This window comes from Micromonospora sp. DH14, from assembly GCF_029809455.1.
In the GTDB taxonomy this organism is placed as follows: domain Bacteria; phylum Actinomycetota; class Actinomycetes; order Mycobacteriales; family Micromonosporaceae; genus Micromonospora; species Micromonospora parva.
Map to the genome: position 1 here is coordinate 79,649 of NZ_JARVKT010000012.1, position 12,121 is coordinate 91,769.

The 12,121-nt window shown below is 71.3% G+C and carries 10 protein-coding genes and 2 riboswitches; of the genes, 9 read left to right on the top strand and 1 reads right to left on the bottom strand.

Annotated features, from left to right (window positions below; genetic code table 11):
- Positions 1 to 41: 41 nt before the first annotated feature.
- Positions 42 to 317, top strand: a complete 276-nt coding sequence (locus QCZ28_RS17650) for a hypothetical protein (RefSeq protein ID WP_279517659.1) — start codon at positions 42 to 44, stop codon at positions 315 to 317.
- Between the two features lie 73 nt (positions 318 to 390).
- Here QCZ28_RS17650 and QCZ28_RS17655 read toward each other — a convergent pair whose 3' ends face one another.
- Positions 391 to 1,824, bottom strand: a complete 1,434-nt coding sequence (locus QCZ28_RS17655; RefSeq protein WP_279517660.1) for a hypothetical protein — start codon at positions 1,822 to 1,824, stop codon at positions 391 to 393.
- A gap of 105 nt (positions 1,825 to 1,929) precedes the next feature.
- A riboswitch (cobalamin riboswitch) is annotated at positions 1,930 to 2,052 on the bottom strand.
- Between the two features lie 52 nt (positions 2,053 to 2,104).
- Positions 2,105 to 2,236, top strand: a riboswitch (cobalamin riboswitch).
- A gap of 93 nt (positions 2,237 to 2,329) precedes the next feature.
- On the opposite strand from QCZ28_RS17655, the gene QCZ28_RS17660 reads away from it, so the two are divergent.
- From QCZ28_RS17660 to QCZ28_RS17695, 8 genes are all read left to right on the top strand, one after another.
- Positions 2,330 to 5,050 (top strand): prenyltransferase/squalene oxidase repeat-containing protein, encoded by a 2,721-nt coding sequence (locus tag QCZ28_RS17660; protein WP_279517661.1) that lies wholly within the window; start codon positions 2,330 to 2,332, stop codon positions 5,048 to 5,050.
- Positions 5,051 to 5,076: 26 nt separating this feature from the next.
- A complete protein-coding gene (locus tag QCZ28_RS17665; protein WP_279517662.1) occupies positions 5,077 to 5,979 on the top strand; it encodes an LPXTG cell wall anchor domain-containing protein in 903 nt (300 codons plus the stop codon).
- A gap of 4 nt (positions 5,980 to 5,983) precedes the next feature.
- Positions 5,984 to 7,162 (top strand): CbiQ family ECF transporter T component, encoded by a 1,179-nt coding sequence (locus QCZ28_RS17670; protein WP_279517663.1) that lies wholly within the window; start codon positions 5,984 to 5,986, stop codon positions 7,160 to 7,162.
- The gene (locus QCZ28_RS17675) at positions 7,159 to 8,793 is read left to right on the top strand and encodes an ABC transporter ATP-binding protein (protein ID WP_279517664.1); all 1,635 of its coding nucleotides are present in this window, start codon (positions 7,159 to 7,161) and stop codon (positions 8,791 to 8,793) included. Before QCZ28_RS17670 ends, QCZ28_RS17675 begins: the two co-directional genes overlap by 4 nt.
- Entirely contained in the window at positions 8,790 to 9,644 is an 855-nt protein-coding gene (locus tag QCZ28_RS17680) for an ECF transporter S component (protein ID WP_279517665.1), read from the top strand. The genes QCZ28_RS17675 and QCZ28_RS17680 overlap by 4 nt, the downstream gene beginning before the upstream one ends.
- Before the next feature lie 321 nt (positions 9,645 to 9,965).
- Complete coding sequence (locus QCZ28_RS17685; RefSeq protein ID WP_279517666.1) at positions 9,966 to 11,651, top strand: AAA family ATPase; 1,686 nt, start codon at positions 9,966 to 9,968, stop codon at positions 11,649 to 11,651.
- 8 nt (positions 11,652 to 11,659) lie between these two features.
- Complete coding sequence (locus tag QCZ28_RS17690; protein WP_279517667.1) at positions 11,660 to 11,794, top strand: hypothetical protein; 135 nt, start codon at positions 11,660 to 11,662, stop codon at positions 11,792 to 11,794.
- Positions 11,770 to 11,949 carry a hypothetical protein gene (locus QCZ28_RS17695; protein ID WP_279517668.1) on the top strand — a complete coding sequence of 60 codons (180 nt, stop codon included), beginning with the start codon at positions 11,770 to 11,772 and terminating at the stop codon, positions 11,947 to 11,949. Before QCZ28_RS17690 ends, QCZ28_RS17695 begins: the two co-directional genes overlap by 25 nt.
- The last annotated feature ends 172 nt before the right edge of the window (positions 11,950 to 12,121 follow it).

A 12,121-nucleotide genomic window follows, 5' to 3' on the forward strand; every position in this document is an offset into this window, starting at 1 on the left:
GGGCCGCTGTAGCTTCCCCATCGCCCGTCGGGAGACGGCCCATGCGCAGAAAGATTGACCACCTGGTCATGACGATCGACGGCCGGGAGGTGGCTGTCCTTGCCGTCGCGGATTTCCTCCGCCTTGATGCCTGCCGGCGGCAGCTCGGCGCGAGCGAAGCCCAGGCGCACCAGCTTCGCCAGCAACTGCACGATGCCCGGCGTCGCCTCGCCCGCCTGGAGGGCCGCCTCGCCGGGACCGCCAAACACGAAGCACAGGCCCAAGACTCAGAAGTGCATCCTCGCACTGCCGAGCCTGTCGACGATTCGTGCGGGTAGCCGGCCCGACGTTGACGTAACCAGCGGCCGGCTCACCCGCTGCCGCTGGTCACGTCGACGGGACGCAGGTTTGTCAGACGCCGTAGCGCAGGTAGATGGTGTCGCCGACGGTCACGATCGTTCCGCGGGTCGCGGTGGCCGCGGTGCCGCCGTCCCTGGACACCTTCCAGGTCGAGGAGCCGCTGTTGGCAAGGCCGTTGATAGCGGTGATGGTGCCGGTTCCGCTGGTCGGGATGAGGGCGGTGACGCACCCGCTCGGAACGGCCGCGCCGACGGCGGCGTCCAGCACGGCGCCGAGGGTGGTGGTGGCGGCGGTCGGCGTCAGCGTGACCGCGCACGGCGTGATGCTGCCGCTGCCGTTGTCGATGATCACGGCGAGCCGGGTGGCGGTGCCGGCGGTGAATCCGCTCGCCGCGACCCAGGTGGGCGCGCCAGTGGTGACCGGGGTCGGGGGAGCGGCGGTGTAGCCCGCGCCGGCGAGCGCGCGGACCGCGTCGATGGAGGCGTACGCCGACGGGGTGGTGTTGGTGGGCAGGTACTTGAACCCGCCGCCGCTCAGCTGCTGCGCGCGGAGGAAGTCGATCGGGGTCTTGCCGGCGGTGGTGGTGAAGTCGGTGCCCTGGCTCGGGATGCCGCAGGCGTTCAGGCCGGAGACCGCCCAGGCGTTGGAGTCGGTGTTGATGCCGAACATCGAGGTGAAGGCGCCGGAGGCGTTGACGAGCTTGCTCTTGAGGAAGTTCTTCGCCTGCACGACGTCGGTGTCGGTGTTGGGCACGCCGGCGGCGCAGAGGGCGGCCATGGCGGCGCCGGTCATGTCGATGTCGCTGGCGGTGGCGAGTTGGGTGGGGTTGCCCTCGGCCTGGGTGAAGGTCCAGCCGCCGTCGGTGTGCTGGTTGTTGCGGATCCGGGTGATCGAGAGGTTGAGCAGGGCCTGTGGCACCCGGGCGGTGCCGGCCTGGGTCTTCGCGCCGGCCAGGGCGAGAGTGCCGAAGACGGTGCCGTTGAAGTTGGCCGGCGGGCCGTAGTAGCCGGCCGAGCCGGTCTGCCAGTAGGCGATGGTGTCGGCGATCAGGTTGCGGGTGGGGGAGACCCGGGCGGGGTCGATGCCGGCGGCGTAGGCGTTCAGCACCCCACGCTCGTAGTCGGTGACCACCGGTGTGGTGCTCGGCCAGGACGCGGCGGAGAGTTGGTTGCGGTAGACGGTGCGGGCGTTCTTGGTCGTGTCACCGCTGGGGTAGACGTCGACGGCCGCGACGCCGGCGGGGGCGAACGCGCTGAACGCCCACTCGTTGGACAACCCGCCGCTGGCGTAGCTGCCGTCGGCGGCCTGCAGGGTCCGCAGGTAGGCGACACCGTTGGTCTTGGCGGTGGCGATCTGCGCCGCCGTTGAGGTCGCGGCGGCGGGCGCTGCACCGGCGGTGACAGCGACGACCGTGGCGATCAGCGCGGCGGCGGGAACTGTCGCGAGACGTCTCCGGGGACTGCCGGAGAATAGGCGCGAGGACATCGGGTCTCCTTGGGGGTACGGGGGCACGACTGCCTCGACCCGGGACCCAGCGGGAAAGCCGGCGGAGCGGGGCGGGCCGGCCGCAGGACGCGTGGGACGGATACCGCAGGTGCTGCGTCACCACGTGGGTAGTCGGGCTCGGGACGGCCAACCGTCCTCACCGTTGCGCGTCAGCCCCGGGTTTCCACCGGGTTCCCCCACGCGATGACGCGGTCACCGTATGGGAGGAGGCCCCTACCGCGCGCTGTTAGGTACATGACACGTTCTCGCGTTGACGGCGTGGTCGCGGTTGTGGTCCGATGACCCCGATCCAGCAGTCAGGGGAAGCCGGTCAAAGTCCGGCGCTGGCCCGCAGCCGTAGGTCCCGTTCTCGGGACGAGTCGGATTACCTGGCTGGATAGTGCACCGCAGCGCCGTCGAGGTACACGGCGCGGAGTCAGGTTTCCGGGGTTTGTCCTCGGGGTCCGCGTCCGCGCCTGCGCCGCTAGCCCCCGAGAGAGTCGCCATGTCCTCACTGGTCAGTCGCACGTCGCGCGTTCCTGCGGCGTGGTTGGCGGTTGTCGCCGCAGCGGTGCTCGGCGCGGTGACGCTGGTGGTGCCGACCTGCGCGGCGATCGCCGATCCGCTGGAGTCCTGCACCCCGACCCAGGGCGCGATCGTCGCTGTCGACTTCGGCGCCTGGGGTGGACCACTGTTGCGCGGCTGCGACGCCACCCCGACCACAGGTCTGGATCTGCTGCACGAGGCGGGCTTCACGACGACCGGCACCGCCCACGACGGGCCTGGGTTCATCTGCCGGATCGGCTCGCCCGACTTCGACGCCGGTGCCGAACGCCCCACGCCGGCCGACGAGGCGTGCCAGTTGACCCCGCCGGCGACGGCCTACTGGTCCTACTGGATCGCCCCGGCCGGGCAGGACCACTGGACCTACAGTCCACTCGGTGCGATGTCGCAGCGGCCGGGCCCGGGTGAGGTCGAGGCGTGGGTCTTCGGCGGCACCGACATCGGCGGCACCACCGGCGCGCCGAGCTTCACCCCCGCGTCGGTACGCGCCAGCGGCCCGACCCCGACCCCGACCGCAACTCCCACACCGACCACGACTCCGACCGAGCCGGCGCGGCCGACGGAGGCCCAGGTCAAGGCCGTCGCGAGCTACCTGGTGGGGCAGCTCACCGACGGCGACCACGTCGACAACGGCGGGGTCGACTACTACCGGACCATTGCCGTCGCCACCGCCCTGGCCGGGACCGGCGGTCAGGAGCAGACCCTCGCGAAGATCGTCGGCTACCTCCGGGCACACGTCGACGACGCGATCTTCCCGAACGGCGTCACCGCGCCACCGCACACCGCCAACGTCGCCAACCTCGCGCTCCTCGCCACGATCACCGGCGACGACCCCCGGGCGTTCGGCGACCGGGACCTGATCGCCACGCTCACCGATCGGGTGTGCGCCGCGACCGACTTCGACGCCGGCTGCGCCGCCGCCGGTGACTTCGCCGGATCGAGCGGACCGTTGACCCACGCGACCGCGCTGCTCGCGCTCAAGCGGGCCGGCGTCACGCCGCCGGCCGTGACCGTCACCCGGCTGACCGCGCAGCAGTGCGCCACCGGGGCCTTCGGCGGCCTGTGGCTCAGCCCGGGCGAGTTCTGCGACCCGGACCTCGCCGCCACGACCCTCACCGTCCTGGCGCTGCACGCGCTCGGCGGTCAGGATGGCCCGCTGGGTTCGGCCAAGGCGTTCCTGACCGACGCGCAGGAGGCCGACGGCGGTTACCAGCCGTACACCGGCGCGGGGATCACCGACACCTACTCCACCGGGTACGCCGCGCAGGCCCTCGCCGTGCTGGGTGCCGCCGACCGGGCCGCGACCGCCACCGGTCTCCTGGTCGGTCGGATCGTCACCGGCGGTGGGCTCAGCCCCGACCCGAGCAACCCGGACGCGGACCTGGCCGCCACTGCCGCTGCGGCGCTCGCACTGGCCGGCAAGAACCTGGCCACAGTGGGTCAGTCGCCGCCGCCGGCCGGGCCGCGACCCGACCTGGTCAAGGGGGTGTCCTACCTCGTCGCGCCGACCAATCTGATCGACGGCAGGTACTACGAGTCGTTCCCCGGCTTCCCCGACTTCGGGTTGAGCATCGACGGCGCCTACGCCCTGGCCGCCACCGGCGGGAACGACGCCAAGCTGCGGGCGATCGTCGAGTTCCTGCGCGGCGGCGGCGCGGTCGGCGACAGCGGATTCACCGTCGACACGTGGCTCGGCATCGGCACCGACTACGCCGCCGGCGGCGCGATCGGCAAGGTCGCCCTCCTCGCCCAGGTCACCGGCTACGACCCACGAGCCTTCGGCGGACACGACCTGATCGCCGCGCTGCGTGACGTGACCTGCACCAAGATCGATGAGCTGGCCGGCTGCGCCGGGGCCGGCAACTACCGGTACGCCACCTCGGTGTTCGGGCAGTCGCTCGGCATCATCGCGCAGCAGCGGGCCGGACAGGGCGAGGCCGCCGCCAAGCCGGTCGAGTTCCTCAAGGGCCTCCAGCGCGCCGACGGATCGTTCCCCAGCCTCATCCCGGCGGCCGACGCCGACCGCGACGTCGACAGCACCGCCATGGCCGCGATGGCTCTCGCGCCGCTGACCGACGACCCGGCCGCGGTCGACGCCGTCGACAAGGCACTCACCTGGATCGCCTCGGCGCAGAAGGAGCACGGGGGGGTCCCCGGCGCGGCCGGCGACTCCACCAACTCCACAGCGCTCGCGATCCAGGGCCTCACCCTGCGAGGCGACACCTACGCCCGACAGGTCGACAAGGCCCTGTCGTTCCTGGCCGGCCAGCAGAACGACGACGGTGGGTTCACCGTCGCCGCCGGAGGCCAGGCCGGCTCGGACATGCGAGCGTCCACCCAGGTCGTCGGCGGCGCGACAGGCATCTCGTTCGCCGCCCTCACCCGGGATGTGCACGAACTGCCGGGCCCGGACCCGTCCGGCACCCCGACGACCAACCCAACTCCGACACCGACTGCGAGCCAGTCGTCGTCCCCGTCGGCGGCCCCCAGTGTGTCTGCGCCGTCGGCCGGCACCGGTGGGCACTCGTCGGGCAACCTGCCCCGCACCGGCTGGTCGATCGTCACGATCACCCTGCTGGCGCTGGTGCTCGTCGTCGCGGGCATCCTGCTGCGGGTCTCCGCACGCCGTCGCGCGGTCTCCAGCACCGGCGGTCTGTCGTGACGGCGCGCAGGTGGGGCCGTTCGTTCGTGGCGCTGACGATCGTCGCCGCGCTGGTGGTGACGCCCGCGCAGGCGCTGGCCGACCCGCTGCCGATCGGGCAGTGCACCACGTCGTCCGGTGTGATCCTCGCCGTCGACTTCAGCAAGTGGGGCGGGCCGCTCCTGCGCTCCTGCGGCACCACCCCGACCACCGGTTACCAACTACTCAACCAGGGTGGTTGGCGCACCACCGGGACGCAGCACGACGGGCCGGCGTTCATCTGCCGGATCGGCTACGCCGGTCACCAGGGCGGCACCCAGTACCCCACTCCCGCCGACGAGAGGTGTGCTCTCACCCCGCCGGCGAGCGCGTACTGGTCGTACTGGCACGCCGACCCGGGGCAGAACACCTGGGTCTACAGCCAACTCGGCGCGATGAGCTACAAACCCAAGCCGGGCAGCGTCGACCTGTGGATCTTCGGAGCGACCGACATCGGCGGCACCCAGGGACGGCCCACGGTCAGCCCGGACAGCGTCAGAGCGCGCAACAACACGCCGATCGGCGCGGCCACCACTGCGCCGCCCCCGGCCGCGCCACCCCCGGCCCCACCCGGCGGCGGCAACCCGCCCGCTGCCGGCAACCCGCCCGCGCCGGGTGCCCCCGGGGTCGGCAACCCCCCACCCGGCCTGCCCCCGACGGGAGCGCCGGCGTCGATCCCGGTCGGTGGTACGCCGACGCCTCCGGCCAGCCCGACGCCCTCCGCAGTGCAAGTGCCGTCCGGGCCGCCTAGCGCGACCCCCGACGGACCCCGCGTCCTGGACGCGGCACCCACCGCGACGGCTGCCCGCCAGGACACCGGCTCGGCGCTGCCGGCGCTGATCACCGTTGGCCTGCTGGCCGTCCTCGCCCTGGTCGGCGGTGTCGTCGGCTGGCGGCGACGCCGCACCTGACCCGATGCCCTCGACCCGGACCGGTCTCCTGCACCGCCTCGCGGTTGCCCGGCTGCCCCGGCCCCTGCACCCGGTGGCCTGGTGGCTGTGGGCGCTCGCGCTGGCGACCGCCGCGAGCCGCACCAGCAACCCGTTGCTGCTGCTTCTCATCTTCGCGGTGCTCGGCCTCGTCGTCACCGTCCGCCGCACCGACGCCCCCTGGGCGCGGGCCTTCCGCTACTACCTCTACCTCGCGCTGATCATCATTGCGATCCGGGTGGTGTTCCGCACGGTCTTCGCCTCCGGCATCACCCCCGAGGACCACATCCTCTTCCGGCTCCCGCACCTGCCCACACCCGACTGGTACGCGGGCATCCAGATCGGCGGCCCGGTCTCCCTGGAGGCGACCCTCTCCGCCGCCGTCGACGGGCTCCGATTGGCCTGCCTGCTGTGCTGCATCGGCGCCGCCAACAGCCTCGCCAACCCCAAACGGGCCCTGCGGGTCCTCCCCGGAGCCCTGTACGAGCTGGGTGTCGCCGTCACCGTCTCGCTCAGCGTCGCACCACAACTGGTGGAAAGCGTCCAACGCGTCGCCCGCGCCCGCCGTCTACGCGCCGGACGGACCAAGGGTTTCGGCGCCGTACGGGCCATCCTGATGCCGGTCCTGCACGACGCCCTGGACCGGTCGCTGCGACTGGCCGCAGCCATGGACTCCCGCGGCTACGGCCGGGTCGGTACCACCACACCCGCCTCGCGACGGCTCACCGGAGTCCTCATGCTCACCGGCATGGCGGGCCTGTGCGTCGGCGCGTACGGACTGCTCGACCCAGGGGTTCCCCGCCCAGTCGGGCTCGGTGGCCTCGGTGGCGGCGTGCTGCTCTGCGTGGCCGGCCTCGCCCTCGGCGGGCGTCGGGTCTCCCGCAGCCGGTACCGGCCCGACCCGTGGCAGTGGCCGGAGTGGACGGTCGCCGGCTGCGGCGTCATCACTGCTGTCGTGCTCAGCGCCGGCAGCGGCTACGACCCGGCCGCGCTCAACCCGAGCCTCTATCCGCTGCACTGGCCCAGCCTGCCCGCCCTACCGGCCGCCGCGATCCTCGTTGCCGCCCTCGCCGCGATCGCCGCACCGACACCGCCGCGTCCGCACCGCCCGGAGCCCGAACCTGTGGGACGCCGCGCCGCCGACACCGCAGGAGCACCCTCATGATCCGCTTCGAGCGTGTCAGCGTCACCTACGACGGCGCGCCCCGCCCCACCCTGCGCGACGTCGACCTCGACATCGACGAGGGAGAGCTGTGCCTGGTCGTCGGACACACCGGCGCGGGAAAGTCGACACTGCTCGGCGCGATCAACGGCCTCGTCCCGCACTTCACCGGCGGCACCCTGCAGGGCAGCGTCCGTGTCGCCGGCCGGGACACCGCGCACCACCCGCCGCGCGAGTTCGCCGACCTGGTCGGCGTGGTCGGGCAGGACCCGGTGGCCGGGTTCGTCACCGACACCGTCGAGGAGGAATTGGCCTACGGAATGGAGCAACTCGCCCTCGACCCACCAGTCATGCGAACCCGGGTAGAGGAAACCCTCGACCTACTCGGCCTCGCCGACCTGCGCCGCCGTGGCCTGCACGAACTCTCCGGCGGCCAGCAGCAACGCGTCGCGATCGGCGCCGCGCTCACCGCCCACCCACGCGTGCTCGTCCTCGACGAACCCACCTCCGCGCTCGACCCGACCGGCGCCGACGACGTCCTGGCCACCATCACCCGACTGGTCCACGACCTCGGCGTCACCGTCGTCCTGGCCGAGCACCGCCTGGAGCGCGTCCTGCCGTACGCCGACCGGCTCATCCACGTCGCCCGCGACGGCACCGTCCGCCACGGCGACCCGGCCACCCTCATCGCCGGCACCACCGTCGCGCCACCCGTTGTCGACCTCGGACGCCTGGCCGGCTGGTCACCGCTACCCCTGTCAGTACGCGACGCCCGCCGGCACGCGACAGCCCTGCGCGACCGGTTACCCCCGACCCCGCCGCGACCACACCGACACTCCCACGCCGACGCCCGCAACGCCCTGACCGCAGCCGGCGTGATCGTCCGCCACGGAGCGGTCGTCGCCGTCCGCGGCGTCGACCTGACACTGGTCCGCGGTGAGATCACCGCGCTGATGGGCCGCAACGGCTCCGGCAAGTCCTCGCTGCTCTGGGCCCTGCAAGGCTCGGGTCGCCGGGACGGCGGCAGCATCGCCGTCCCCCAGACCCCAGACGGCACCCTCGATCCGGGACGGGTCAGTGCCAGCCAGGCCCGCCGACTTGTCGGCCTCGTCCCGCAGACCGCCACCGACCTGCTCTACCTGGACACCGTCAACGCCGAACTCGACCAAGCGGACCGCGACGGCGCCGCACCGAGCACCGCCCGGCGTCTCCTCGACGCCATCGCCGCCGGCATCGACGGCGACAGCCACCCCCGGGACCTGTCCGCCGGGCAGCAACTCGCCCTGGTTCTGGCCATCCAACTCGCCGTCACCCCCGGCGTGCTGCTGCTCGACGAACCCACCCGTGGCCTGGACTACCAGGCCAAGGCCGCGCTGACCCGTACCCTCGACGACCTCGCCGCGCAGGGACGCGCCGTCGTCGTGGCCACCCACGACGTCGAGTTCGCCACCGCCACCGCCGACCGGGTCGTGGTCATGGCCGACGGTGAGATCGTCGCCGATGGTCCCGTCCCGACCGTGCTCACCGCGTCGCCGACGTTCGCCCCGCAGGTCGCGAAGATCCTCGCGCCGCTGCCGTATCTGACGGTCGGGCAGGTCGCCGCCGCCCTCGACAATCCGGAGGTACGTACGTGAGCACGCTGACCGTCGCCGTCCGCGTGCCCGGCCGCGCGGTGCTCGCGATCACCATGGCGTCGTTCCTGGGCTTCGTCGCGTTCCTCTGGCCGTTCGTCGTCGCACCGGGCACCTTCGGCTCCACCCAGACCCCGCCGCTGATGTTCGGGGTGCTGCTGCTCCTCGTCCTCGCCGTCATCTTCGCCGAGATCGCCGACGGCCGCATCGACGCGAAGGCCCTCGCCATGCTGGGCGTGCTGTCCGCGATCAACGCGGCCCTGCGACCACTCGGCGCGGGCACGGCCGGCATCGAGACGGTCTTCTTCATCCTCGTCCTCGCCGGTCGGGTCTTCGGACCCGGTTTCGGCTTCGCGCTCGGCTGCACGTCACTGTTCGCCTCCGCCCTGCTCACCGGGGGAGTCGGACCCTGGATGCCGTACCAGATGTTCGGCTGCGCCTGGGTCGGCATGTTCGCCGGCCTCCTGCCCAGGCTCCGGGGGCGGGCCGAGATTGTCCTGCTTGCCGCCTATGCCGCCGTCAGCGGGTACTTCTTCGGGTTCATGCTGAACCTGTCGTTCTGGCCGTTCTCGCTCGACCCGACCAGCTCCATCGCCTACCAACCGGGTCTACCCGCAGGGGAACAGCTCCAGCGGTACCTGACCTTCTTCACAGTGACCTCGCTGGGCTGGGACACCGGACGGGCGGTCACCACAGCCGTCCTCGTCGCCCTCGCGGGACCAGCCGTGCTGGGTGCGTTCCGACGCGCGGCCCGCCGGGCGCACTTCCAAGCGGCACCGACGTTCACCGCCGCCGCCGTGTCGACCTCGGCCCACTTTGAACCAGCCTCCGCTGGTCATGAATCTCAGACTTGATTGACGACATTGCGACGACAAACGGAGGAAGGTGTCCCCTGACCTGGCTCGATCTGGAGGTGGGCAACACCCCAACCTTGGTCGGAACTCGAAGGTAGACCAGGATCCAGACAGAGTCTGAGCACCGAGACCAACAGGCCTCGCCTGCGGAACAACCCGTCGCAGTCGATGACTACTCCGATGAGCCCTACTCGGCCGTCCTCCGCCGTCAATTGCGAGACCGCCAGAACATCTTCCCAATGGTCACGGGCGAGTACGTCGGAGCCAGCCCGTCGTCGCAGCTATTCTCCCGGCCTGCAGGTGTGGGTGGGAGGAGAAACGATGTACCTCGCGGAGTTGGAGCTGTCCGGATTCCGTGCGTTTACCAAGGCCCGAATTCCATTACGACGCGGTGTGACCGTGTTGCTGGGTGAGAACAGCGCTGGGAAGTCGGGCGGTATGGACGCCCTGCGGCTTGTGACGGATCCACTTGATGGCCGGCGTTCGCTGTGGGCTGACCCTGACGATGTGTGCCGTACCGGGGAACACGCCGGTTTCACACTCCGCATGAAGCTGCGCGGCACCGTGGCGGAACTCGCCCCCTATAGCGACGCATTCACGTCACCGGCGGCCATTTCTGGTGAGGCCGAGGCGTGCTACGCCCTCACCTACGAACCACCCAGCGCCGCGGAGACGCGGGGCAGAACGAGCTGGACGGTCGGCAGCGGCGCGGTGGCCGACGACCCTGACCCTGGCGCGCGGAACCGGCTACGCCACGTCTACCTGCCACCGTTGCGCGACGCCATCCGCGAGCTGGGATCGGCCGGTACCTCCCGGATCCGGGCGATCATGGCGCGCCTGTTGGACGACGAAACCTTCGTCGATGAGCGCGGAGATCGCCACGATCGCGAGCGCTTCCAGACCGCGGTCGGCGACCAACTGCGCAACATCGAGGCCAATCCCGTCCTCCAGCGAGCCGCGCAGATGGTCAACGAACCCCTCGCTGAGCTCACCAGTGGCGCCCATGAGCAGGTCACCGATCTTGGCTACGGGCGGGCGGACCTCGCCAGTCTGGTGAAAGGGCTGCGGATACGCATGGCGGATGCCGGGGTGGTGCCTCGTGAGCTGGCCGAGTCCGGGATGGGGTATGCGAACCTCGCCTACATCGCCACCGTCCTGACCCACCTGCATGCGGCGGCCCAGGCTGACCTGACGCTGCTACTCCTCGAGGAACCAGAGGCACACCTGCATCCACAGCTGCAGGCGGTCCTGCTGGACTACCTCTCCCGTACCGCACATAACTCCCAACAAGCGCCTGGCAACGGTTGGCTGGGCCGCATCCAGGTGGTGGTCACCACCCACGCGCCGCTCTTGGCGGCACACACCGACGTGGCGGACATCGTCGTGCTGCAACGCCGCCCGGTCAGCCCGAGTGAGTCTCGCCCCGTCGACCCCTCTGCGAAGAGCATGCCGGTCAGGTTCACCGCATCGGCGGTCGCCGTAGCCGAACTCGGCCTGCCGCCCAGCGACGAAGCGCGCGTGAACCGCTACCTCGACGCCACCCGCAGCAGCATGCTGTTCGGCCCCCGCACCATCCTGGTCGAAGGGATCGCCGAGGCCATCCTGCTACCCGCGATGGCGAGGAAACTGTTCAACGGACGAGATTGGACGCGCTTCGTCGGCTCCACCATCATCGCGATCGACGGTGTCGATTTCGCCCCCTACCTGCGGATGCTGCTCACCATGACACCGTCGGGCCGCATCGCCGAGCGCGTGGTCGTGCTCACCGACACTGATCCCGGCAAGCGCCATGACCCCCTCGGAAAGCTCCACCGCCTGATCGCAAGCCTCAACGCGACCGACGCCGCCACGGTTTTCGCCGCGCCCAGCACGCTGGAACCAGAACTTCTGGAAGCGGGCAACGCTGGTTTCTGGCCCGCCTGGGCCGCGCAGCGCCCAAGCGCGGCCCGAAGGTCAAAGCCAAGATCGACGCTGCTGACGATGCCGACGAACGAGCCCGCATCCTGATCGCCGCGATGAAGAACACCAAGCTGCGCAAGGGCGACTTCGCGCAGGACTTCCTCGACCAGACCATGAGCGGCGACCACCCGTTGCAGGTGCCGCCCTACATCCGGGAGGCGCTGACATGGCTGGTGGCAACACCATCATGACCGCACCGGCCACCGCCATCGCGGACGACCTGCACCAGCGTCGCGCGTCAGCTATCGCCCAACAGGACACCGTCGTGGCCACTACCGCACCCCGCGCGGTCCTCGCCTGCCCGGGCGCCGGTAAGACCCGCACCATCGTCGGCCGCACGCCGTAGCGCGGTAAGCATCGTCGCGTCGTGTTTGCGGAAGAAGACCCAGCGTGCTGGAGATCTGCGGCGGCGTCGGGAGTTGGAGCAGCGGACCACTGGGTGGACGGTGTCGCTGGACCTGGCGGGCAGCACGACGGGCCTGGTCCCGGCGGTGGGGGTACCGCTGTTGCGGCTGCTA

Bases quoted from the DNA above. Each gene is read 5' to 3' on its own strand.
- QCZ28_RS17650 (WP_279517659.1), top strand. From the start codon at position 42: ATGCGCAGAAAGATTGACCACCTGGTCATGACGATCGACGGCCGGGAG.
- QCZ28_RS17655 (WP_279517660.1), bottom strand. From the start codon at position 1,824: ATGTCCTCGCGCCTATTCTCCGGCAGTCCCCGGAGACGTCTCGCGACA.
- QCZ28_RS17660 (WP_279517661.1), top strand. From the start codon at position 2,330: ATGTCCTCACTGGTCAGTCGCACGTCGCGCGTTCCTGCGGCGTGGTTG.
- QCZ28_RS17670 (WP_279517663.1), top strand. From the start codon at position 5,984: ATGCCCTCGACCCGGACCGGTCTCCTGCACCGCCTCGCGGTTGCCCGG.
- QCZ28_RS17675 (WP_279517664.1), top strand. From the start codon at position 7,159: ATGATCCGCTTCGAGCGTGTCAGCGTCACCTACGACGGCGCGCCCCGC.
- QCZ28_RS17685 (WP_279517666.1), top strand. From the start codon at position 9,966: ATGTACCTCGCGGAGTTGGAGCTGTCCGGATTCCGTGCGTTTACCAAG.
- QCZ28_RS17690 (WP_279517667.1), top strand. From the start codon at position 11,660: ATGAAGAACACCAAGCTGCGCAAGGGCGACTTCGCGCAGGACTTCCTC.
- QCZ28_RS17695 (WP_279517668.1), top strand. From the start codon at position 11,770: ATGGCTGGTGGCAACACCATCATGACCGCACCGGCCACCGCCATCGCG.